This window comes from Nocardia sp. NPDC058480, assembly GCF_042720495.1.
In the GTDB taxonomy this organism is placed as follows: domain Bacteria; phylum Actinomycetota; class Actinomycetes; order Mycobacteriales; family Mycobacteriaceae; genus Nocardia.
This window is the reverse complement of record NZ_JBHXMN010000001.1, coordinates 857,308-879,219: the sequence shown is the minus strand read 5'-3', so window position 1 is coordinate 879,219 and position 21,912 is coordinate 857,308. Positions and strand designations below refer to the sequence as shown.

28 protein-coding genes are annotated in these 21,912 nt (G+C 67.4%); 22 read left to right on the top strand and 6 right to left on the bottom strand.

All coding sequences use genetic code 11. The features are described from left to right. Positions 1-48: 48 nt before the first annotated feature. A complete protein-coding gene (locus ACFWO8_RS04005) occupies positions 49-1,074 on the bottom strand; it encodes an HAD family hydrolase (protein WP_378941283.1) in 1,026 nt (341 codons plus the stop codon). A gap of 88 nt (positions 1,075-1,162) precedes the next feature. On the opposite strand from ACFWO8_RS04005, the gene ACFWO8_RS04000 reads away from it, so the two are divergent. The 5 genes from ACFWO8_RS04000 to ACFWO8_RS03980 all read left to right on the top strand — a co-directional run bounded on the left by ACFWO8_RS04000 (position 1,163) and on the right by ACFWO8_RS03980 (position 6,657). Next, positions 1,163-1,444 carry a glutaredoxin family protein gene (locus ACFWO8_RS04000; RefSeq protein ID WP_378941280.1) on the top strand — a complete coding sequence of 94 codons (282 nt, stop codon included), beginning with the start codon at positions 1,163-1,165 and terminating at the stop codon, positions 1,442-1,444. 207 nt (positions 1,445-1,651) lie between these two features. Then, positions 1,652-2,509, top strand: a complete 858-nt coding sequence (locus tag ACFWO8_RS03995; protein WP_378941275.1) for a redox-sensing transcriptional repressor Rex — start codon at positions 1,652-1,654, stop codon at positions 2,507-2,509. 76 nt (positions 2,510-2,585) lie between these two features. After that, positions 2,586-4,058: a glutamyl-tRNA reductase gene (locus ACFWO8_RS03990; RefSeq protein WP_378941271.1), complete on the top strand. Its 1,473-nt coding sequence runs from the start codon at positions 2,586-2,588 to the stop codon at positions 4,056-4,058. Then, complete coding sequence (hemC, locus tag ACFWO8_RS03985; RefSeq protein ID WP_378941265.1) at positions 4,055-5,086, top strand: hydroxymethylbilane synthase; 1,032 nt, start codon at positions 4,055-4,057, stop codon at positions 5,084-5,086. The genes ACFWO8_RS03990 and hemC overlap by 4 nt, the downstream gene beginning before the upstream one ends. After that, positions 5,083-6,657 carry a uroporphyrinogen-III synthase gene (locus ACFWO8_RS03980; RefSeq protein WP_378941256.1) on the top strand — a complete coding sequence of 525 codons (1,575 nt, stop codon included), beginning with the start codon at positions 5,083-5,085 and terminating at the stop codon, positions 6,655-6,657. The genes hemC and ACFWO8_RS03980 overlap by 4 nt, the downstream gene beginning before the upstream one ends. 56 nt (positions 6,658-6,713) lie before the next feature. On the opposite strand, the gene ACFWO8_RS03975 is transcribed toward ACFWO8_RS03980, so the two are convergent. Further along, positions 6,714-6,992 carry a hypothetical protein gene (locus ACFWO8_RS03975; RefSeq protein ID WP_062988789.1) on the bottom strand — a complete coding sequence of 93 codons (279 nt, stop codon included), beginning with the start codon at positions 6,990-6,992 and terminating at the stop codon, positions 6,714-6,716. A gap of 480 nt (positions 6,993-7,472) precedes the next feature. Between ACFWO8_RS03975 and ACFWO8_RS03970 the strand changes: the two genes are divergently transcribed. The 6 genes from ACFWO8_RS03970 to ACFWO8_RS03945 all read left to right on the top strand — a co-directional run bounded on the left by ACFWO8_RS03970 (position 7,473) and on the right by ACFWO8_RS03945 (position 11,068). Continuing rightward, positions 7,473-8,618 carry an RNA-guided endonuclease InsQ/TnpB family protein gene (locus ACFWO8_RS03970; protein WP_378941252.1) on the top strand — a complete coding sequence of 382 codons (1,146 nt, stop codon included), beginning with the start codon at positions 7,473-7,475 and terminating at the stop codon, positions 8,616-8,618. 186 nt (positions 8,619-8,804) lie between these two features. Then, entirely contained in the window at positions 8,805-9,782 is a 978-nt protein-coding gene (gene hemB, locus ACFWO8_RS03965) for a porphobilinogen synthase (RefSeq protein ID WP_378941246.1), read from the top strand. Continuing rightward, on the top strand, positions 9,779-10,291 hold the full coding sequence (locus tag ACFWO8_RS03960; RefSeq protein WP_378941242.1) for a hypothetical protein: 513 nt from the start codon (positions 9,779-9,781) through the stop codon (positions 10,289-10,291). Before hemB ends, ACFWO8_RS03960 begins: the two co-directional genes overlap by 4 nt. 59 nt (positions 10,292-10,350) lie before the next feature. Then, a complete protein-coding gene (locus ACFWO8_RS03955) occupies positions 10,351-10,473 on the top strand; it encodes a hypothetical protein (RefSeq protein ID WP_378941239.1) in 123 nt (40 codons plus the stop codon). A gap of 30 nt (positions 10,474-10,503) precedes the next feature. Then, positions 10,504-10,767: a hypothetical protein gene (locus tag ACFWO8_RS03950; protein WP_378941234.1), complete on the top strand. Its 264-nt coding sequence runs from the start codon at positions 10,504-10,506 to the stop codon at positions 10,765-10,767. Between the two features lie 76 nt (positions 10,768-10,843). Continuing rightward, the gene (locus ACFWO8_RS03945; protein WP_378941231.1) at positions 10,844-11,068 is read left to right on the top strand and encodes a hypothetical protein; all 225 of its coding nucleotides are present in this window, start codon (positions 10,844-10,846) and stop codon (positions 11,066-11,068) included. Position 11,069: 1 nt separating this feature from the next. On the opposite strand, the gene ACFWO8_RS03940 is transcribed toward ACFWO8_RS03945, so the two are convergent. Continuing rightward, a complete protein-coding gene (locus ACFWO8_RS03940) occupies positions 11,070-11,456 on the bottom strand; it encodes a hypothetical protein (RefSeq protein ID WP_378941228.1) in 387 nt (128 codons plus the stop codon). A 207-nt stretch (positions 11,457-11,663) separates the two neighbouring features. Between ACFWO8_RS03940 and hemL the strand changes: the two genes are divergently transcribed. From hemL to ccsB, 7 genes are all read left to right on the top strand, one after another. Next, complete coding sequence (hemL, locus tag ACFWO8_RS03935) at positions 11,664-12,983, top strand: glutamate-1-semialdehyde 2,1-aminomutase (protein ID WP_378941223.1); 1,320 nt, start codon at positions 11,664-11,666, stop codon at positions 12,981-12,983. A gap of 119 nt (positions 12,984-13,102) precedes the next feature. Beyond that, the gene (locus tag ACFWO8_RS03930) at positions 13,103-13,720 is read left to right on the top strand and encodes a histidine phosphatase family protein (RefSeq protein ID WP_378943160.1); all 618 of its coding nucleotides are present in this window, start codon (positions 13,103-13,105) and stop codon (positions 13,718-13,720) included. Further along, entirely contained in the window at positions 13,717-14,358 is a 642-nt protein-coding gene (locus ACFWO8_RS03925; RefSeq protein WP_378941204.1) for a TlpA disulfide reductase family protein, read from the top strand. Before ACFWO8_RS03930 ends, ACFWO8_RS03925 begins: the two co-directional genes overlap by 4 nt. Then, a complete protein-coding gene (locus tag ACFWO8_RS03920; RefSeq protein ID WP_378941193.1) occupies positions 14,355-14,582 on the top strand; it encodes a hypothetical protein in 228 nt (75 codons plus the stop codon). Before ACFWO8_RS03925 ends, ACFWO8_RS03920 begins: the two co-directional genes overlap by 4 nt. Beyond that, positions 14,582-15,391 (top strand): cytochrome c biogenesis CcdA family protein, encoded by an 810-nt coding sequence (locus ACFWO8_RS03915; RefSeq protein ID WP_378943156.1) that lies wholly within the window; start codon positions 14,582-14,584, stop codon positions 15,389-15,391. The genes ACFWO8_RS03920 and ACFWO8_RS03915 overlap by 1 nt, the downstream gene beginning before the upstream one ends. After that, complete coding sequence (locus ACFWO8_RS03910) at positions 15,391-17,019, top strand: cytochrome c biogenesis protein ResB (protein WP_378941184.1); 1,629 nt, start codon at positions 15,391-15,393, stop codon at positions 17,017-17,019. The genes ACFWO8_RS03915 and ACFWO8_RS03910 overlap by 1 nt, the downstream gene beginning before the upstream one ends. Before the next feature lie 31 nt (positions 17,020-17,050). Then, positions 17,051-18,007, top strand: coding sequence for a c-type cytochrome biogenesis protein CcsB (gene ccsB, locus ACFWO8_RS03905; protein ID WP_378941182.1), 957 nt, complete (start codon positions 17,051-17,053; stop codon positions 18,005-18,007). A 97-nt stretch (positions 18,008-18,104) separates the two neighbouring features. On the opposite strand, the gene ACFWO8_RS03900 is transcribed toward ccsB, so the two are convergent. From ACFWO8_RS03900 to ACFWO8_RS03890, 3 genes are all read right to left on the bottom strand, one after another. Beyond that, positions 18,105-18,752 (bottom strand): hypothetical protein, encoded by a 648-nt coding sequence (locus ACFWO8_RS03900; RefSeq protein ID WP_378941180.1) that lies wholly within the window; start codon positions 18,750-18,752, stop codon positions 18,105-18,107. Positions 18,753-18,831: 79 nt separating this feature from the next. After that, the gene (locus ACFWO8_RS03895) at positions 18,832-19,074 is read right to left on the bottom strand and encodes a hypothetical protein (RefSeq protein ID WP_378941178.1); all 243 of its coding nucleotides are present in this window, start codon (positions 19,072-19,074) and stop codon (positions 18,832-18,834) included. A gap of 63 nt (positions 19,075-19,137) precedes the next feature. After that, the gene (locus tag ACFWO8_RS03890; protein WP_056814442.1) at positions 19,138-19,347 is read right to left on the bottom strand and encodes a BldC family transcriptional regulator; all 210 of its coding nucleotides are present in this window, start codon (positions 19,345-19,347) and stop codon (positions 19,138-19,140) included. Between the two features lie 228 nt (positions 19,348-19,575). Between ACFWO8_RS03890 and ACFWO8_RS03885 the strand changes: the two genes are divergently transcribed. From ACFWO8_RS03885 to ACFWO8_RS03870, 4 genes are all read left to right on the top strand, one after another. Next, entirely contained in the window at positions 19,576-19,902 is a 327-nt protein-coding gene (locus ACFWO8_RS03885; protein WP_378941176.1) for a DUF4229 domain-containing protein, read from the top strand. Further along, positions 19,899-20,984, top strand: a complete 1,086-nt coding sequence (locus tag ACFWO8_RS03880; RefSeq protein ID WP_378941174.1) for a PLP-dependent cysteine synthase family protein — start codon at positions 19,899-19,901, stop codon at positions 20,982-20,984. Before ACFWO8_RS03885 ends, ACFWO8_RS03880 begins: the two co-directional genes overlap by 4 nt. Positions 20,985-21,074: 90 nt before the next feature. Continuing rightward, positions 21,075-21,296, top strand: coding sequence for a hypothetical protein (locus ACFWO8_RS03875; RefSeq protein WP_019049431.1), 222 nt, complete (start codon positions 21,075-21,077; stop codon positions 21,294-21,296). Then, positions 21,296-21,871 (top strand): Clp protease N-terminal domain-containing protein, encoded by a 576-nt coding sequence (locus ACFWO8_RS03870; RefSeq protein WP_378941172.1) that lies wholly within the window; start codon positions 21,296-21,298, stop codon positions 21,869-21,871. Before ACFWO8_RS03875 ends, ACFWO8_RS03870 begins: the two co-directional genes overlap by 1 nt. Positions 21,872-21,912 lie beyond the last annotated feature (41 nt).

Genomic DNA, 21,912 nt, shown 5'->3' with positions numbered 1-21,912 from the left:
GCTGACGCGGGGATTGCGGTGTGGCGAGGGAATTGCGGAAGGTGGTCCTCAGTGTTCGCGGTGGCGGGCTACTACCGCTGCTACCGCGCCACCCGCGGCGCCCAAGGCCAGGGCGGTGGGGACGCCGATTTTGGCTGCTTTGCGGCCGGTGCGGAAGTCGCGGATTTCCCAACCTCGGTTCTTCGCGACCTCGCGTAGGTCGGAGTCGGGGTTGATGGCGACCGCGGTGCCGACCAGCGACAGCATGGGGACGTCGTTGTGGCTGTCGGAGTAGGCGGTGCAGCGCTTGAGGTTGAGGCCTTCGCGGATGGCGAGGGTGCGCACCGCGTGTGCTTTGCCCAGCCCGTGCAGGATGTCGCCGACCAGGCGGCCGGTGAATTTGCCGTCGACACTTTCGGCGACCGTGCCGAGGGCGCCGGTCAGGCCGAGGCGTTTGGCGATCACGTTGGCCAGTTCGACGGGGGTGGCCGTCACCAGCCAGACCTGCTGGCCCGCGTCGAGGTGCATCTGGGCGAGCGCGCGGGTGCCTGGCCAGATCTTGTCGGCGATGATCTCGTCGTAGATCTCCTCGCCCAGCGCGGCGAGTTCGGCGGTGGGGCGGCCCGCGATGAAGCTGAGTGCCTTCTCCCGGCCCGAGACCATGTCGGAGGAGTTCTCCTTGCCGGTGACCCGGAACTTCACCTGTTTCCAGGCGACATCGACCAGGTCGGAGGTCTTGAAGTACTTGCGCGCGGCCAATCCTCGGGCGAAGTGGACGATCGAGGCACCCTGCACCAGGGTGTTGTCGACGTCGAAGAACGCCGCGGCGGTGAGGTCGCGAGGGGCCTCGGGGCCCGCGTCGGCGCCTTGCTCGGCGAGCTCGGCGTCGTGCAGTTCGAGCGCGGCGTCGGCGCTTGCCTCACCGGCCAGGTTGGCGCGTAGCTCTTCTTCACTCGGCCCGAACGGGCTGCGTGGCAGCCGTGCGAACTGTTCCTGCAGTTCCTGACCGAGGCGGCTGGGCTGCCACCGCGCAGGGAACTCCCCGAATCGCCCTGCGACGAATCCGGCCCTAGTCACCTTCGAACGTTCCGGCACCAGTACCCTCCGCTAGTCGCGCGAACCATGTCCACAGTAACCGGCGGCACCGACAACCCGCTGCGGGCTCGAGGATTAAATAGGGCTCATGACTAATCCCACATCGACGGTGACCCTGTTGACTCGCGCTGGTTGCGGCATGTGCAGCACCGCACTGGCGCAATTGCAGACGATCTGTGGTGATTTCGGTCTCCCGGTCGTCACCATAGACGTCGACGAAGCCGCGGTCAGCGACCCGCAACTGCGCGCCGAATACGGTGATCGCCTGCCGGTGGTCCTGTTGAACGGCCGTGAACACAGCTATTTCGACGTCGATGAGCCCCGTTTGCGGGCCGACCTGAGCCGGATCGCTGGTCGCGACGGAAAATGAGGCCGAATTCACCGACTTTGTGAACGCCTGCACAAGCGGTTACGGTGGTGACACGCAATCCGCACCGCCCCTGGCACGCAGCGGCGGTGGCCGGGTTTGTACCGCCCCTATGGCACCGGTCGCGCTCTCGTAATCGCAGCGACCCACACCGGTGAACGAAACAGAGGAACCGGACCGCGATCAGGCCCGGAACGAGGAGCCGACGACGTGACAGAGCAGCACGAGACGCCGAGTGGCGTCTCCGGCAAGGCTCTTGTGCGGGATATTCCGCAGGCCACGGTGACTCGTCTTGCTACCTATCTCCGGGTTCTCGCCGGGTTGGCCGACGAGGGTGTAGTCATCGTATCGAGTGAGGAACTCGCTGTCGCGGCGGGTGTCAATTCGGCGAAGCTGCGCAAGGATCTTTCCTTCCTCGGACCCAACGGTGTGCGGGGTGTCGGCTATGACGTAGCCAAGTTGCGCACCAGGATCGAAGATGTGCTCGGACTGTCGCAGGGACATCGGGTAGTGCTGATCGGCGCGGGCAATCTGGGCCGCGCTCTGGTCGGTTACGGCGGATTCGGGGTACGAGGCTTCACCGTGGTCGGGATCTTCGACAACGACCCTTCGGTGATCGGCCAGTCGTACGCCGGTCTCGTCGTGCGCGATGTCGAGCAGCTGACCGGCCAGATTCCGGCGCTGGCGCCGACGATCGCCGTGGTGGCCGTGCCCGACGAGGCCGCCCAGGACGTGTGTGACCGGCTCGTAGCCGCCGGACTGCCGTCGATTCTGAGCTTCGCGCCGCTGGAACTGCGCGCGCCCGCCCATGTGCAGGTTCGCCGCGTCGACCTGGCGATGGAACTGCAGATGCTGTCCTTCGACGCCGCCCGCAACGACGCCCTGCCCGAGATCGCCGAGGTCGGCTCCGGCCGTGTCGCGCGCCGGGTACCGCCGCCAAGCCATCTCACGCACGCCGCACCGGTCGAACCGGCCCGCGGCAGGCCAGCGCGTCGCACCGCGCCGCACTCGGCCACCCCCCACTCGGCAACGGAGCCAAGCACCAAGGGATCGGTGATCACGCCATGAGCGAGCGCCAGCGAGCGAATCAGCAACACCGCGTGCGGACGCGCATGACGAACCCGGGCGGCGGCGAGGTGCGGTCATGAGTGTTCTTCTGGTCGGTATTTCGCATCGGAGTGCCCCGGTCTCGGTGCTGGAGAAGGTCGCCATCAGTGACTCCGATCGGCCGAAGCTGGTGGATCGGCTGCTCGCCTCGAGCCATGTGTCCGAGGCGATGATCGTCTCCACCTGTAACCGGGTCGAGGTCTACGCGGTGGTCGACGCCTTCCACGGCGGCCTCGGTGAGGTGAGTGAGCTGCTCACCAAGCATTCAGGGCTGCCGCTCGGCGACCTGACCAGGCACGCGTACGTGCGCTACAGCGAGGCCGCGGCCGAGCATCTGTTCGCTGTCGCCAGCGGCCTCGACTCGATGGTCGTCGGCGAGCAGCAGGTGCTCAGCCAGATTCGCAGTGCCTATGCCAGCGCCGATGGGCAGCAGGCGGTCGGGCGCACACTGCACGAGCTGGCCCAGCACGGATTGCGAGTCGGTAAGCGGGTGCATTCGGAGACCGGGATCGACCGGGCCGGAGCCTCGGTGGTGTCGGTGGCGCTGGACCGGGCGCGCGGTGTCGTCGGCGATCTCGCCGGGCGGACCGCGGTGGTGGTCGGTGCGGGCGCGATGGGCGGACTGGCTGTCGCGCATCTGTCGCGGGCCGGGATCGGGCGCATCATCGTCGTCAACCGGACCCTCGAACGCGCGCAGCGCCTCGCCGAAACCGGGCGCACCATGCACGGTGTCGATGCCGAAGCGGTCGAGATGTCGCGGCTCACCGAGGCCATGGCCGGCACCGATGTCGTGGTCACCTGTACCGGCGCGGTCGGGTCCGTGGTGACCCTGGCCGACACCCATCGCGCGCTCGCGGACCGGGCCCGCACCGACGCCGCCGAGCGCCCGCTGGTCTTCTGCGACCTCGGCCTGCCCCGCGATGTGGAGCACGCCGTGGCAGGGCTGCCCGGCGTCGCCGTGATCGACATCGAATCGCTGCAGCGCGATCCGGCCGCGGGTGCCGCGGCCGACGACACCGCCGCCGCGCGCCTCATCGTCGCCGACGAACTCGCCAAATACCTTGCCGGGCAACGCATGGCGGAGGTCACCCCCACGGTGGCCGCACTGCGTCAGCGTGCCGCCGATGTGGTGGAGGCCGAACTGCTCCGCCTCGATTCGCGGCTGCCCGACCTGGCCGACCCGGCCCGCGACGAGGTGGCACGCACCGTGCGCCGCGTTGTCGACAAGCTGCTGCACGCGCCGACCGTGCGCGTGAAACAGCTGGCATCGACGCCGGGCGGCGACAGCTACGCCGAAGCATTGCGTGAGCTGTTCGAACTGAAACCCGGTGCGGTACAAGCGGTTGCCGCTCCGATGGAGGTCGCCGCGGGCGAGTCCGCGCTGGCCGACGACTTCACCGCAGGCCACCTCGACGATGGGCCGTCACGCTTGACCGAGTCAAGACCCGACACAGGCAGCATGCGAAACCACGCAGCGCCGCTCGGGCATGCGCAGGAGGAAACCGCATGACCACGACAGTGCAGGAAGAGGACACCGTGACCGCAGGCAGCACCAGTGCGCCGTGGCGGATCGGCACGCGCGGCAGCCTGCTCGCGCTGACACAGGCGGGCACCATCCGTGATGCGCTGATCGCGGCGGGGCAGCCCGCCGAACTGGTGGTCATCAAGACACCGGGCGATCTGTCGTCGGATCCGGTACAGAAGATCGGTGTCGGGGTGTTCACCTCCGCGCTGCGCGACGAGCTCGCCGCCGGCGGCATCGACATCGCGGTGCATTCCTATAAAGACCTCCCCACCGCGCAGGACCCGCGCTTCACCATCGCCGCGATCCCACCCCGCGAGGACCCGCGCGACGCGCTGGTGGCTCGCGACGGCATGGTCCTCGGCGAGTTGCCGGCCGGTGCCCGCGTGGGAACCTCGGCCCCGCGCCGTGCCGCGCAGCTGCGCGCACTCGGTCTCGGCCTCGACATCCTTCCGCTGCGCGGCAATATCGACTCCCGCCTGCGCAAGGTGAGCGAGGGCGAACTCGATGCCATCGTCATCGCCCGCGCCGGCCTGTGCCGGATCGGGCGCACCGACGAGATCACCGAATCGCTCGAACCGGTGCAGATGCTGCCCGCACCCTCGCAGGGCGCCCTCGCGGTCGAATGCCGCAGTGACGACCCGCAATTGATCGAGATACTCGCCGGTCTGGACGATGCCGCGACCAGAGCCGCGGTGCTCGCCGAGCGTTCGCTGCTCGGTGAGCTCGAGGCAGGCTGCACCGCACCGATCGGAGCGCTCGCCGAGATCGTCGAGTCGATCGACGAGGACGGCCGGATCTTCGACGAACTCTCGCTGCGCGCCTGTGCTGCCGCGATCGACGGCTCCGATGTCCTTCGCGCCTCGATCGTCGGCGCGCCGAAAGACGCGGCCGAACTCGGTCGCACGCTGGCGCGCGAACTGCTGGACCTGGGTGCTCGCGCATTGCTGAGCGTCACAGACGAACCGGCGCCCACCGACTTCACTAATTCCAGCCCGATGGAGAACAACCGATGAGCAGCAGCCGAGCTACCAAGAAGCAACCAGGGCGGATCCTTTTCGTCGGATCCGGCCCCGGCGACCCGGCCCTGCTGACCGTGCGTGCCCGTGACGTGCTCGAGCGGGCGATGCTGGCGTTCACCGACCCCGATGTCGACAAGGGCGTGCTCGCCCTGATCGGCATCGCCCACGAGGTGGGCGAGGACGGCGTGAGCCCGGTCGACGTGCGGCCCGCCCTCGGCGAACCCGCCGAGGTGGCCAAGACGCTGATCGCCGAGGCGCGCAACGGTCACGACGTGGTCCGCATCGTCACCGGCGACCCGTTGACCACCGATTCGGTGATCAACGAGGTCAACGCCGTCACCCGTTCGCACATGGTGTTCGAGGTGCTGCCCGGCCTGCCCAACGGCTCGGCCGTGCCCAGCTACGCGGGCATCGCGCTCGGCTCCGGGCACACCGAGGCCGATGTGCGCGGTGAGGTCGACTGGTCGGCGCTGGCCGCCGCCCCCGGCCCGCTGGTGCTGCACGCCACCTCCGGGCACCTGGCCGAGACCGCCAGCGCGCTGGTGGAACACGGCATGGCGCCGCAGACTCCGGTCGCGGTGACCGTGCGCGGCACCACCCGTCAGCAGCGCACCATCGAGGCCACCCTGGCCTCGCTGAACAACGCCGCTTCCGAACTGGTCGGCCCGCTGGTCGTCACGGTCGGCAAGGAAGTCGACAAGCGCGCCAAGATGTCGTGGTGGGAATCGCGTGCCCTCTACGGCTGGACCGTTCTCGTGCCGCGCACCAAGGATCAGGCGGGCGAGATGAGCGAGCGGCTCGTCACCCACGGCGCCATCCCGATCGAGGTGCCGACGATCGCGGTGGAGCCGCCGCGCAGCCCCGCCCAGATGGAACGGGCGGTCAAGGGCCTGGTCGACGGCCGCTACCAGTGGGTGGTGTTCACCTCCACCAACGCCGTACGCGCGGTGTGGGAGAAGTTCGCCGAGTTCGGTCTCGACGCTCGCGCGTTCTCCGGTGTGAAGATCGCCTGCGTCGGTGAGGCCACCGCGGAGAAGGTGCGCTCCTTCGGCATCAACCCCGAACTGGTGCCGAGTGGCGAACAGTCCTCCGAGGGCCTGCTCGCCGACTTCCCGCCCTACGACGACGTGTTCGACCCGGTGAACCGGGTGCTGTTGCCCCGCGCCGACATCGCCACCGAGACGCTGGCCGAGGGCCTGCGTGAGCGCGGCTGGGAGATCGACGACGTCACCGCCTACCGCACGGTGCGCGCCTCGCCGCCGCCCGCGGAGACCCGCGAGATGATCAAGACCGGCGGTTTCGACGCGGTGCTGTTCACCTCGTCCTCCACGGTCCGCAACCTGGTCGGCATCGCGGGCAAGCCGCACGCCCGCACCATCGTGGCCTGCATCGGCCCGAAGACCGCCGAGACCGCGATCGAGTTCGGTCTGCGCGTGGACGTGCAGCCCGAGTCGGCTCAGGTCGGCCCACTGGTGGAGGCACTGGCCGAGCACGCGTCGCGCCTGCGCGCCGAGGGCCTGCTGCCGCCGCCGCGCAAGAAGAGTCGCCGCAGCAGCAGCCGCTGATCTGCGCAGATACCCCGAAAGCCCGCCCGCGACGGCGGGCTTTCGGCGTATCAGGGTCATCGGCTGTAGCGCAGCAGCGTGCGCACCAGCCGACAGGTGGCATCCGACGGCGGGCGGATGTCGATCTTCTCGGCGGTGCGCCGAATCGTCTCGTTGGTGGCCTGATTGGGTAGGTACACACCGGAATCCAGCAGCGCGATCGTCAACCGCATGGCCTTGAGCCGACGATTGTGCGCCACATACCAGCGGCGCGGACGGCCCGCGGGCAGCCGCTTCTTCTCGAGCGGTACATACGGCGCGGTGATGAAAGTGGTCTGAGCGGCAATGGCATTCATTCGGCGTCCTCCCGTTGCGTTTGGGTCCCGCCCCCGATCGTCGGAACCCTCGAACACGCTTTCGATTATAGCGAGAGGTACCGACAGGTTTCGTCGGTCTCGCGCGGAAGCCATTGAGCTCCAGTGGGTTTCGATGTTATCCACAGGTTCGCCGGGACCGGTCGCCGACCTCGGTGAAGCGCCGCCGGTGGCGATTCACCAGTAGCTGTCGGACCGCTGTGGTCAGTGGCAACACAACCCGAGGTGGAGGCGATGACGGTGGCGGAGATCGACAACCAGGGTTGGAGTTCCGCCGGTCCGTCCCGATCTTCGCTACCGGGTGTGGGCCAGTGCGCCGCCTTCAGGGGGGTGGTGAATGCCCACGCGGGAGGCCCGCCAAGGCCGGGTGTGCTCTGAACGCGATGGTCCTGCATAGCTTTCGCGACCAGGTGATTCCCGGTGGCTGGTTTGTTGTCGTACCTCGGTGCGACACTGTGGGTTATGCAGTTGCGATATAACTTCCGCGTCTACCCCACGGTGGGGCAGCAACGGTCGTTGGCGCAAGCATTCGGCTGTTCCCGGGTCGTGTTCAACGACGCCCTGGCCATCCGGCAGCAGGCGTTCCGGGAGGGGCGCCGGGTTAGTGATGCGGAGCTGTCGAAGTTGTTGACGGAGTCGAAGAAGACCCCGCAACGATTGTGGCTGGCAGAAGTGTCGGCGGTGGTGCTGCAGCAGGCCCTGGCTGATCTGAATACCGCGTACCGGAACTTCTTCGGCTCGGTCACCGGCGCACGGAAGGGCGGCAAGGTCGCGCCACCGCGTTTCCGGTCTCGCAAGGACAATCGGCAGGCTATCCGGTTCACGAAGAACGCCCGATTCGCGGTCACGGCCGGCCGAAAGTTGCGTTTGCCGAAGATCGGGGACGTCGCGGTTCGCTGGTCGCGGGATCTGCCGTCGGATCCGTCGAGTGTGACCCTCGTGAAGGACGCGGCAGGCCGGTATTTCGCGTCGTTCGTGGTGGAGGTGGACGAGCAGCCATTGCCTGTGTCGGATTCCGAGGTTGGTATCGATCTGGGTTTGACGACGTTCGCGGTGTTGTCGAACGGCAAGACGATCGACAACCCGAGGTTCTTGCGCCGCGCGGAACGCAAGCTCGGCAAGGCACAACGAATGTTGTCCCGCAAGGAGAAGGGTGGCAAGAACCGGGCAAAGGCGCGTGTCGAGGTCGCTCGGGCGCATGCGAGAGTGGCTGATACGCGCAGGGATTGGGCGCATAAGCAGTCCACGATGATCATCCGCGACAACCAAGCGGTGTTCGTCGAGGATTTGTGTGTGAAAGGTCTCGCGCGTACCCGGTTGGCGAAGTCGGTCCATGATGCTGGGTGGGGCATGTTCACTCGCATGCTCGAGGAGAAAGCGGCCCGGTACGGTCGGGTTTTCTCGAAGGTGGACCGGTTCTTCCCGTCGTCTCAGTTGTGTTCGGTGTGCGGGGTGGTCAGTGGCAAGAAGCCGTTGCATGTGCGCGAGTGGATGTGCGTGTGTGGCACTGTCCACGACCGGGATCTCAATGCCGCGATGAATATTCACGCCGCAGGACGTGCGGAGTGGTTAAACGCTTGCGGAGGGACGGTAAGTCCTGCCGCGTAGCGGTAGGCGAGTCCCTGTGAAGCAGGAACCCACCGAGAGTGCTCGTCAGGGCGCTGGTAGGAAACCCCGGGTCTTCAGGCCGGGGAGGACGTCAACTTCGAGCAGATTCTGGGCGAACGGGCCCGTGGGTCCGAGCCGCTGTAGGCGCTGCGGCGAGCATCAGGGCACAGGCGTATTCTGCGGGCTATGACCGCTTTCGACCGCCCGCGGCGGTTGCGCAGGACACCCGCATTGCGTCGACTCGTCGCCGAAACCACGCTGCAGCCGCGTCAGCTCGTGCTGCCGATGTTCGTGGCCGATGGCCTCGACGAGCCGCGGGAGATCAGCTCGATGCCGGGGGTGTATCAGCACTCACTCGACTCCCTGCGCAAGGCCGCCGTGGAGTCGGTGGCCGCCGGGGTCGGCGGGCTGATGTTGTTCGGGGTGCCGCTGCCGGAGGACAAGGACGCGACCGGTTCGCAGGCCAGTGATCCGAACGGAATCCTGAATCGTGGCCTGCGCGCGCTGGCCGAAGAGGTCGGCGACGCGACGGTCATCATGGCCGACACCTGTCTCGACGAATTCACCGATCACGGCCACTGTGGGGTGATCGGCGCCGACGGCGCGGTCGACAACGACGCCACCCTGCACCGCTACGTGGAGATGGCGCTGGCACAGGCCGACGCGGGCGCCGATCTGCTCGGCACCAGCGGCATGATGGACGGCCAGGTCGGCGCCATCCGGCGCGGCCTGGACGCGGTCGGGCGCACCGACACCGCCATCCTCGCCTACGCGGCCAAGTACGCCTCGGCTTTCTACGGCCCGTTCCGCGAGGCCGTCGGCTCGTCGCTGGACGGCGATCGCCGCACCTATCAGCAGGATCCGGCCAACCGCCGCGAATCGCTGCGCGAACTCGACCTCGACCTCGCCGAGGGCGCCGACATCGTGATGGTGAAGCCCGCGATGTCCTACCTCGACATCCTGCGCGACGTGGCCGACCGCTCGACGGTCCCCGTCGCGGCCTATCAGATCTCCGGCGAGTACGCGATGATCACCGCCGCCGCCGAGCGTGGCTGGATCGACCGCAGGGCCTCGATCCTGGAGTCGCTGATCGGCATCCGGCGGGCAGGCGCGGACATCGTGCTCACCTACTGGGCGACCGAGGCGGCACACTGGCTGTCGTGATCGTTCCGCCGAACAAACCCGAAACCCTTCCCATGCCCGAAGACGTCGGCACCGCCCGTCAATTGTGGTGGGCAATCGCAGGCCTCGGTGTCGTCTACACCCTGGCCAGCGTCTTCACTATGACCGGGGAGCGCGACAAGCTCAGCAAGCAGTTCCTCGACGAGATGCACAAGTCGGATCCGAACTTCCCGGCGTCGACCGTCGACGTGATGGTGCTGGTGGCGTTCGGGCTGACCGCGCTGGTCGGCGTGCTCCTGGCCGGGGTCACCGTGGCCATCGCGCATCAGCTCGGCCGCGGCAAGAGCTGGGCGCGCACGGTGCTCACGGTCGTCGCGGTCTGGCTCGGACTCGGTGCGATCGCGACCATGTTCACCTTCTCCGCCGTCGCCAATCCCGCGACGATCGTGGCGGGCGGCTCGGCGATCGTGCAGGGCGTGCTGGCCGCGGGTGCCGCGTTCCTGAGCTACCGGCCGGAGTCGACGAAGTACTTCCAGTCCAACCGGAAGTGACACTGCGCAGTGTATGGTGAGGATTATCACACCGGCTGAACGCCGGGGGAGCGGAGGCAATGATGCGCGTGGTGATCGAGCAACCACACAGCCTGCGACGCGACCTGTTGGTCATCGGGTTGATGGTTGTGCTCACCATCGCGGTCATCGCGCTGCTTCTGGCACCGAGCCTGGTCGGCTGATTCCCTCTCGCCCCTGGCAGGATCTCAGGAATGAGACGCTGGATCGCGCTGTTCGAACTCGGCTTCGCCGTGCTCTTCCTGGCTTGCGCGGTCGTCAGCTGGCGTGCCGCACGGCGCACGACAGAATTCGCGGGCACCGATGAGCACCCCGGGTTCGCGGCGGTGCGCTATGTGCCGCCGTTGCTGTTGCTCGCCTGCGCGCTGGTGACTGTGAGTGGGGTCCTGGTGATCGATGCCGTCACCAGGATCTACCGCAGATCTGTAGCACGGCGCGGCATCGAACCGATGATCTAGAGGAAGCCGAATTCCGATGTGCGCGTGGGGGTTCGGGACACGAGTTCGCACCGCGGGCTCCCTCGAGGAGGAATCGATGACCAGACTGACCGCAGGAATCTGTACCGTCGCCGCCGCCGTGGCGACGATCGCGCTGGCCGTGGCGCCCGCTCAGGCGGCCCCCGGCCTGCCGCTCACCCCGATGATCGCCGAGCCGGCCGCCGACGGTTTCGCCCCGGAGACCGGCTCGAGCGGGATCTACAACGGCATCATGTGCCAGCTGCACACGATCTCCGCCGAAGTGCCCTGCATGTACACGTGAGTCAGCCGGTCCACTGCTGATAGACGTCGACGACGCGGCCGCCGCGCGTGCCTGGCACGTTCAGGAAAACGGTGACGGTGCCGTCGGGATGAGCCGCGGCCTCCGTCACCACCTGACGCAAGGTGGCACGGATGCCGCCGTCGGCGTCACGGTACAGATCGGTATCGGTGTGTAGACCCGCGCCGATCCGATTGGCGGGCACCAACATCGCGGTGATCGCGGGAATCGGCCCCGACCCGAGTGCCACGGTTTCCTCGTGGTTGAGCTGGGCACCGATCCGATCGGGCTGGACCTGTGGTGCGAAGGCGGTGGCCGAACCCGCGCCGAGTAGCACTCCCGCCATGACGAACCCCGTGCCAAGGGCAGTGCTGGTGACGCCGAAACGCATGAAATACCCTCTCGCTGATAGCTGATTTCCCGGTGGCTCAGGTGCTGAGCCGCCCGGAGCGTAGTCGCAGGCCAATGGGCCTAGATCGAATTCTTTTGCCGATAGGGGCGGCGTGTCGGGCGTGTCGTCGGTGGGTCGCTGCGGTCTGGGTCACTGTGCTCCACCCTGTCGTCCGGCGTGCCGAGGCGAACTGAGACACTGGAATCCGTGAGTCTTACGCAGGTACCGGTTTCGGCCCAGCTCTTCGAGCGGGCGGCCGCCGTGATCCCGGGTGGCGTCAATTCCCCGGTTCGTGCGTTCAACTCGGTGGGCGGTACGCCACGGTTCATCACCTCCGCGAGCGGCTACACGCTCACCGACGCCGACGGCAACGACTACGTCGATCTGGTGTGCTCATGGGGGCCGATGATCCTCGGTCACGCCCACCCAGCTGTCGTCGAGGCCGTGCAGAAGGCCGCGACGAGCGGACTGTCGTTCGGTGCGCCGACCGAGGCCGAGATCGAGCTGGCCGAGGCCATCGCCGCCCGCGTCGAACCCGTCGAGCGGGTCCGCCTGGTGAACTCCGGTACCGAGGCCACGATGAGCGCGGTCCGCTTGGCCCGCGGCTTCACCGGTCGATCCAAGATCATCAAATTCTCCGGTTGCTACCACGGCCACGTCGACGCGCTGCTGGCCGACGCGGGCTCCGGCGTGGCGACACTGGGTCTGCCCACCTCGCCCGGCGTCACCGGTGCGCAAGCCGCCGACACCATCGTGCTGCCCTACAACGACCTCGTCGCCGTCGCCGCCGCCTTCGAAGCGCACCCCGGTCAGATCGCGTGCGTCATCACCGAGGCCGCCGCGGGCAATATGGGCGCGGTCGCGCCGCTGCCCGGCTTCAACGAGGGCCTGCGCACCCTCGCTCACGACAACGGTGCGCTGCTGATCATGGACGAGGTGATGACCGGTTTCCGCGTCAGCGCCTCGGGGTGGTACGGCCGCGAAGGCGTCGCCGGTGACCTCTACACCTTCGGCAAGGTGATGAGCGGTGGCCTGCCCGCCGCCGCGTTCGGCGGTCGCGCCGAGATCATGAACAACCTCGCCCCGCTCGGCCCGGTCTATCAGGCGGGCACGCTGTCCGGTAACCCCGTCGCCGTCGCGGCAGGCCTGGCGACGCTGCGCGCGGCCGACGACCAGGTGTACGCGGCACTGGACCGAAACGCCGATCGTCTCGGCTCGCTGTTCGCGAAAGCCCTGACAGAGGCCGGTGTCGAGCATCAAGTCCAGTTCGCAGGCAATATGGTGAGCGTGTTCTTCGCCGAGCGCCCGGTGACCGATTACGCCGCCGCCAAAGCGAGCCAGACCTGGCGCTACCCTGCCTTCTTCCACGCCCTGCTCGACGCGGGCGTGTACGCGCCGCCGAGCGCGTTCGAGGCATGGTTCGTCTCCGCGGCACTCGACGAGGACGCGTTCGACCGTATCGCCGCCGCTCTGCCCGCCGCCGCCCTCGCGGCCGCGGCCGCAACCCCCGAAGGATCCCCAGCGTGAGCTCCGACCAGCCCGACGCAGAATTCGCCCCAGTCCCGGCGGATAGCGACGAGGCGCCCCATCCCGCCCCCGCCGCCGCACCGCCCACCCTCGACGACGACCCGTCGAGCGTCGAAACCATCGTGCACGTGCTGCGCCACGGCGAGGTACACAACCCGAACGGCATCCTGTACGGCCGCCTGCCCGGCTTCAGTCTCTCGGTGGCGGGTCGCTCGCAGGCCGGTGCGGTCGCGCGCTCGCTGGCCGATCACGACATCGCGATGGTGATCGCCTCCCCGCTGCAGCGCGCTCAGGAAACCGCGGCGCCGATCGCGGCCGCGCACGACCTGATCGTGCGCACCGACGAGAACCTGATCGAAGCGGGTAACACCTTCGAGGGCCTGCGCGTCTCCGTCGGTGACGGCGCTCTGCGCAAGCCGCGACACTGGTGGAAGCTGCGCGACCCGTTCACCCCGTCGTGGGGCGAGCCGTACCTGCAGATCGCGCATCGCATGCTGGCCGCGGTGAACAAGGCCCGCGTCGAGGCCGCCGGTCACGAGGTGGTGCTGGTCTCGCATCAGCTGCCGGTGTGGACACTGCGCCGATTCCTGCAGGGCCAGCGGTTATGGCACGACCCGCGTAACCGGCAGTGCTCGCTCGCGTCGCTGACCTCGCTGGTGTACCACGGCGACACGCTCGTCGACATCGTCTATTCCGAGCCCGCGGGCGCGTCGGATCCGTCGGTGCACGGCGCATGACTCGCTTGTCCTCATCGGGATCCGCCCGTGGCTCTCGGCCGCGGGCGCTGACCGCCGTGCTGTCCGCCCTGCTGGTGATCACCGCCGCGGCGGGCTGTTCGACGGGTACCGATGCGGTTGCCACCGGTGGCGGGACCTTCGAATTCGTCTCACCCGGTGGTAAAACGGAGATCTATTACGATCCGCCCGCGACGCGCGGGACGATCGGCACGCTCTCGGGGCCCGATCTGATGAACGAGGGAAAGACCGTTTCGGTCGACGATTTCCCGAACCAGATCGTGGTCGTGAACCTGTGGGGACAGTGGTGTGGCCCGTGCCGCGCCGAGTCACCCGCGCTGGAAAAAGTCTTCGCGGCGACCAAAGATCAAGGCGTCGCGTTCCTGGGGATCAACGTCCGCGACCATCAGCGCGACAAAGCCCAGGACTTCGTAGTGGACAACAAGATCGAATACCCGTCCATCTACGACCCGTCGATGCGAACCTTGCTCGCCCTCGGCGGAAACTTTCCCACCAGTGTTATTCCGACCACGTTGATCCTGGATCGTCAGCACCGGGTCGCCGCGGTCTTCCTTCGCTCGCTATTGGCAGAAGACCTACAGCCCGTGGTCGAGCGCATCGCCGCCGAGGAGAAGCAGTGAGCCGTCGTCGTCCTGGAAATCTGACCGCGTGTCGCCCCCGTCAGGGCGCTCGCCGCATGGGTGCGGGCTGGACGGTCGATGACCGTTGGGCCGGCATCGCGACCGTCCCGCGCAGTGTCGCCGGTGCCGGTCTGTTCGATTTCGGCCCCGCTGAACCGGCCGAGACCGAGCGAACTCTGTCGTTGCCGCGCGACGAGCAGCATGACGAGGACACCACCGAGTGATGGTGCTCGCCGCAGTCGGGGATTCCTTCCAGCAGACGGCGGCATCGGGTCCGCTATTGCTGGCGCTGGGAGCCTGCCTGCTCGCGGGCCTGGTGTCGTTCGCTTCACCGTGTGTCGTGCCGCTCGTCCCCGGCTATCTGTCGTATCTGGCCGGGCTGGTCGGTGCCGAGGCGCCGCCTGCCACCAGCACGCAGGCAACGCTCACCGCGCAACGTCGTAGCGCGAAGATGCGGGTGGCCGGTGCCGCCGGACTGTTCGTCGCCGGGTTCACGGTGGTGTTCGTGCTGGCCACAGCCACTGTTTTCGGCGTCATCCAGACCCTCAACGTGAATCGGGAACTACTGCAGCGCATCGGCGGTGTGGTGACGATCCTGATGGGTCTGGTGTTCATCGGCCTGGTCCCGGCCCTGCAGCGCGACACGCGGATGGAGCCGCGCAGGATCACCAGCATCCTCGGCGCGCCGCTGCTCGGCGGGGTGTTCGCGCTCGGCTGGACGCCGTGTCTGGGGCCGACGCTGTCGGGTGTGATGGCGGTGTCCGCGGGTACCGAGGGCACCACCGCTGTGCGCGGAGTGACGTTGATCGTCGCTTACTGCCTCGGCCTCGGGCTGCCCTTCGTGGTGCTGGCCTTCGGGTCGGCCGGTGCGTTGCGTGGAGTCGGCTGGCTGCGGCGCAATTCGCGCACCATTCAGGTAGTAGGGGGTGTTCTGCTCGTCGCCGTCGGCGTCGCACTGATCACGGGGGCATGGGATCAGTTCGTCAGCTGGGTGCGTGACGGGTTCGTCTCCGAGGTGACTCTTCCGATCTGATGACTGACACGCTGACCACTCCGACCACCCCCACCCCGCCCGTCCGGCAGTCGCTGCTGGGCCGGGCCTGGGCCCTGGTCCGGAATTCCTGGCGCGGCCTGACCAGCATGCGCACCGCACTGGTGCTGCTGTTCCTGCTCGCACTCGCCGCCATTCCCGGCGCGCTGCTGCCACAACGCAGTCTGAACACGCAGAAGGTCGAGCAGTACATCGCCGACCGCCCGACGCTGGGTCCGTGGATGGACCGGTTCGAGCTGTTCGACGTGTTCGGCAGCTTCTGGTTCACCGCCATCTACGTGTTGCTGTTCATCTCGCTGGTGGGTTGCATCCTGCCGCGCTGCTGGGACCACTACCGGGCGCTGCGCACCCCGCCGGTGCCTGCGCCGCGCAACCTCGGCCGGTTGCCGCACCACTTCAGCGAGACCGACGACCGCACTCCCGACGAGGTGATCGAGGCCGCCACAGCGCACATGCGCGGGTGGCGGACCGAGGTTCGCCCCGGTCATCGCGACGGTGAGGTGACGCTGTCCGCGGAGAAGGGCTATCTGCGCGAGTTCGGCAACCTGGTATTCCACCTGTCGCTGGTCGGCCTGCTGGTCGCGATCGCGCTGGGCAAGCTGCTCGGCTACGAGGGCAATGTCATCGTGATCGCCAACAACGGTCCCGGCTTCTGCACCACCTCGCCCGCGGTATTCGACTCCTTCCGCACGGGCAACACCAACGACGGCACCGGCTTGACGCCGCTGTGCGTCAAGGTGAAGGACTTCAAGGCCGACTATCTGCCCACCGGCCAGGCCGAGATGTTCCACTCGAACATCGAATATCAGGCAGGCGCAGATCTGGCCACCGACACGTGGCGCAGCACCGAGCTCCAGGTGAACCACCCGTTGCGCGTCGCCGGTGACCGCGTCTACCTGCAGGGCCATGGCTTCGCGCCCACGTTCACGGTCACCTTCCCCGACGGGCAGACCCGCACCGAGACCATCCAGTGGCGCCCCGACGACGCCCAGACCTTCCTGTCCAGCGGTGTACTGCGCATCGACCCGCCCGGCGGCATGTACGCCACCGACGAGGAACGCAGGCAGAACCAGATCGCCATCGAAGGCCTGTTCGCGCCGACCGCGATGTTCCACGGCAGCCTGCTCACCTCGGCGTTCCCCCGGATGGATGACCCGGCGGTGGCGATCGACGTCTATCGCGGCAATACCGGCCTCGACACCGGTCGCTCGCAGTCGCTGTTCTCGCTGGACCCGGAGATGATCAAGCAGGGTCGGTTGACCAAGGAAGCGCGGGTCAACCTGCGTCCCGGCGAGTCGACCACGTTGCCGAGCGGGGTGAAGGTCACCTTCGACGGTGCCGAGGAATTCGTCAACCTGCAGGTCTCGCACGACCCGGCCCAGCAGTGGGTGCTGGTGAGCGCGCTGACGATGATGGCAGGCCTGCTGGTATCGCTGTTGCTGAAACGGCGGCGGATCTGGATCCGGGCGTACCCGGTCGAGGACACGGCAGGTACCGTGGGTCAACGACGCACCGTAGTAGAGATGGGCGGCCTGGCCAGAAGCGATCAAGCAGGCTGGGGCGCCGAGTTCGACCGGCTGCGGACACGGCTGCTGGGAGCGGAGAAGTGATGCGCGCACTCGACATGGAGATGGAAGCCTGATGCAGATCGACGAAACGCTGGCACGCTATAGCGACTTCGCCTTCATGTCGGCCATCGCCATCTACACCCTGGCGACGGTGCTGCTCATCGTGCAGTACGCCTCGGCGCGGGCGAAGGCGGTCGTCGGCCGTGAACAGGGAACCACGATCGACCCGTCGTTGCCGGGCCGGATCGAGAGCCCCGCCGGAAAATCGCGGGCGGAGCGCTTCGGTGACATGGCGTTCTCGGTGCTCTCGGTCGGCGCGGTCCTGCACATCACCTCGATCGTGCTGCGCGGTTTCGCTACCCACCGCTTCCCGCTGGGCAACATGTACGAGTTCACCACCATGGCCACCGCGGCCGCCGTGGTGATCGGCCTGATCTTCCTGCGCGACCAGCGCTACCGCGCCATGTGGGCGTTCCTGCTGGTCCCCGTGCTGATCCTGATGTTCCTGGCAGGCACGATCCTCTACGCCGACGCCGCACCCGTGGTCCCCGCGCTGCGCTCGTTCTGGCTGCCGATCCACGTCACCATCGTCAGCATCGGCAGCGGCGTCTTCCTGGTCTCCGGCGTAGCCAGCCTGCTCTACCTGTTCCGCATGCGTCAGCCCGCGGGCGAGGAATCCACCAACATCCTCGGCACCATCGCCCGCCGCCTCCCCGACGCGCGCACCCTCGACCAACTGGCCTACAAAACCACCATCATCGGCTTCCCGCTCTTCGGCGCGGGCGTCATCCTCGGCGCCATCTGGGCCGAAGCCGCCTGGGGCCGCTTCTGGGGCTGGGACCCCAAGGAAACCTGTTCCTTCATCGCCTGGGTCCTCTACGCCGCCTACCTCCACGCCCGAGCCACTTCCGGCTGGCGAGACACCAAAGCCGCCTGGATCAACATCGCCGGCTTCGTCGCCATGCTCTTCAATCTCTTTATCATCAACATGGTGATCAGCGGCCTGCACAGCTATGCCGGATTGAACTGACCGATTGTGCCCAGGCGGTCCTGCCTGGATCGCGGACATACGTAAGGCCCAGAGCTCGCCAAGAGCTTCTGGGCCTTCGGTGTTCTGTGCCGCCTGATCAGCAGTAGTAGCAGATCTTGTTGGCGGGAAGTTCTACGTGGCAGTTCAGGCAGACCGGTTTGCGGAGCGGTTCGGGCTTGGGGATGGCCGCGGTGCGGCGTGCGGCGGAGGGGCGTTTGACGGCTGCCTCGGCGGCTTCGGCGGTGGCCAGATCCTGGGAGGTGGACTGGCGGATGGCGGCGACCTTCGGGGGGAGGGTGGGCAGGCCGCCGTCAGCGGGGAGGTCGGTGGCGTAGTGCTGGTAGCACTGCCAGCGGGCAGCGGCGGCGTGCATTTCGAGGTCGTCGGGGATCGGCAGGCCCGCGAGTTCGAGGATGTAGCGGTAGCCGGTGCCGACGGTCTGGTTCTTGCGTACACACAGCGCGCTCAGCGGTGGCTCGTTGTTCGTGTGACAGTGCTCGGCGACCTTGTCCAGCACCACCGGCAGCCAGTGCTGCCACTTCACCGCGGTGCGGATGCCGGACTCTTCCTGCACCAGCTCGGCCAGCTCGGTGTTGACGATGAAGTTGTTGAACCTGGTGGCGGTGTCGGCCAGCACTTCGTGTGCGGCGCGAGTCCACTCCAACCGTGCCTCGGTGAACGTCACGGCGCTGCCGTCGGCCGCGCGCCAAGTGGTCGGGACAGAACCCTGCTGCACATCAATCACCGGAATACGTTATCTACCCAGCTCTTTCGCCGCACAACGGGGGTATGTGCGTCAGCTCACGGCGACGCGCATCGCGAGGTCACTCGGTGGGGCCGGAGTCGTCGCGTCGTTGTTTGCCGAGGCGCCAGAGGAATTCCGGATCGTCGTCAGGGCCGAGAACCGGTCTGCGCGTGGATGGGCCGGAATTCGGGCGGGGCATTTCGGGGCCGAACGCCTTCCAGCACAACACCGCAATGGCCACGATCGCGATGAGTGCCAATAGGTACGTCACGTCGCTCACCTCCTGCCTTCGAGGGTAGCCGTGTCCGCACCGTGTGCACATCCGCAACGGGAGGGAAATTTTTGGCAAACGCGAGCCCGCGCTGGGCTCGCGTCGGCCGGCGAGTCAGCGGGGTGCTGCCTCGGTGGTGAGTGATCTGAGCAACTGCAGGACCTCGGACTCGCGGAAACGGCGATGTCCGCCCGGTGTGCGCAGCGAGCCGAGCCTGCCGGCATGAGCCCACCTGGTGACGGTCTTGGGGTCTACGTGGAACATGGCGGCCACTTGGCCTGGTGTCAGCAGAGTGTCCTGAAGGCCGACGGTGATCGCAGTCATAGCTAACCTCTCCGTTTCGACAGTTCCCTCATCAGTGGCGTCATCGTCGCACTGCGACCCCCATGTAGTCGAACCACCTACAGTTGGTAAAGGGGAAGTAATAGACAAAAGCCGCGAACGGGGCCGCATCGAAGGGATACGGGCCGTGGCCGGGCGTATCTCCGCCTTCGCTCCGGCCGGTGCGCGGCTGATGAACGAAGTCGCTTCGGCGCCCACTAGGCTGTACTCGTGAGTGAAGCAACAGGTCAGCAGGGCTCTGGCGCGGGGAAGCGACTGGTACGCAATCTCGCGCTCTACACGCTGGCTCGTCTCGGGCTGGTGGTGGCGATCGCCGCGCTGATCGTGGGCATCGCCAAGCTGGTCGGAGTCGATGTGCCGGTCATCGTCGCGGCGCTGTTCGCGTTGCTCGTCGCGATGCCGCTGTCGCTGACGCTGTTCAAGAAGCTGCGCGTGAAGGTGAACGAGGATATCGCCGTCGTCGACTCGCGCCGCCGCCAGGACAAGGCGCAGTTGCGGGCCCGCCTGCGGGGTGACGACGACAGCAAATCGGCGTGAAGTACCTCGACCGCAGCGCCCCACGTGACTGGGTCGACAATGCCGTCCGGCTGATCGACGCCGACACCCAGCGCTCCGCCGACACCCATCTGCTGCGGTATCCACTGCCCGCCGATTGGCCGGTGCAGCTCTACCTCAAGGACGAATCCACCCACATCACCGGCAGCCTCAAGCACCGGCTGGCGCGATCGCTGTTCCTGTACGCGATCTGCAACGGCTGGGTGGCCGAGGGTACGACCGTGGTCGAGGCGTCGTCGGGTTCGACGGCGGTGAGCGAGGCCTATTTCGCCAAGCTGCTCGGCCTGGACTTCGTCGCGGTGATGCCGGCCAGCACCTCGCCGCAGAAGGTCGCGCTCATCGAAGCGCAGGGCGGCCGATGTCATTTCGTCGATCGAGCACCGGACATGTACACCGAGGCCAAGCGTCTCGCCGCCGAATCCGGCGGGCATTTCATGGATCAGTTCACCCACGCCGAGCGGGCCACCGACTGGCGCGGCAACAACAACATCGCCGAATCCATCTTCGAACAGCTGGCGCTGGAGAACCACCCGGTGCCGGAGTGGATCGTGGTCGGCGCGGGTACCGGCGGCACCAGCGCGACGATCGGGCGCTACATCCGCTATCGCAGGCACGCGACGCGCCTGGCCGTGGTCGACCCGGAGCACTCGGCGTTCTACGGCGGCTACGAGACCGGCGACGCGGGCTATGAGACCGGAATGCCTTCGCGCATCGAGGGTATCGGCCGTCCCCGCGTGGAACCGTCATTCGTCGGCCAGGTGGTCGACCGGATGATCGTGGTGCCCGACGCGGCCTCGATCGCCACCGCCCGCCACGCGAGCACCGCGCTCGGCCGCCGCGTCGGCGGCTCGACCGGCACGAACCTCTGGGGCGCCTTCCACCTCGTCGCAGAACTGGTCGCGGCGGGCCGCAGCGGCAGCGTGGTCACCCTGCTCTGCGATGGCGGCGACCGGTACGCGGGCACCTACTTCAACGACGACTGGGTGGCGGCCCAGAACATCGATCTCACCGGTCCGGCCGAGATCCTCGCCGAATTCGCGACCACGGGTCGCTGGAACGGCTGACATCACCCGCACCACTCCTCAGGGTTCTTCCACGCCCACCGGTGTCAATTTTTGTTGACAAACTCGTGATCGTCAATCAAAATTGACGACATGACCGATGCAACAACCCTCGCCTCAGCGGCAGGCAATCCCGACCCCGCGGTCGGGCTGCGCGCTGTGCTCGCACTGCGCAGATTGGCTGACCGCCTCGAAACGATCCAGGTGGCCAACGCCAGAGCCAACGGATGGTCGTGGCAGGCCATCGCCGAGGCGCTCGAGGTGAGCAAGCAGGCGGTCCATCAGAAACACAATCGGAAAGGTGGAACCCGCTGATGTTCGAGAAATTCAGCCGCGAGGCCAGGGCCGCGGTGGTCAGTGCCCAGGACGACGCCAAGGAGCTCGGCGCGAATCGGATCGGACCGGAGCATGTGCTGCTCGGCACCCTGTCCAACGCCGAACCCGCCCTCCGGACAGTGCTCGACGCGCGTGCCATCACCGCCGACGGTGTGCGCACCGCCCTCGCCGCCCGCACGGGCGAACCGCCGCTGGGCGCCGATGACGCGCAGGCCCTGCGCTCGATCGGCATCGACCTGGACGCGGTCCAGGCCAGCATCGCCGAGAACTTCGGACCGCAGGCCTGGGACCAGGCCGAACCGGAGGTCAAACGTGGCATGCTCGGCCGGCTGCTCGGCTCCGGGCACATCCCGTTCACCGGCACGGCCAAGAAGACGCTCGAACTCGCTCTGCGTGAGGCGATCCACCGCAAGGATCGCGAGATCACCTCGACCTACCTGCTGCTCGGAATTCTGCGCGGAGCGGACCGAGCCACCATCGACCTGCTCGGCGGGGGCGATGCGGTGTCGGGTTTACGCACAGATCTCTACGCGATGCTCGACCGCGCCGCGTGAATTCCCCTTCGGGTGTGTGTCAGACCCGCCGCAATGTCCGT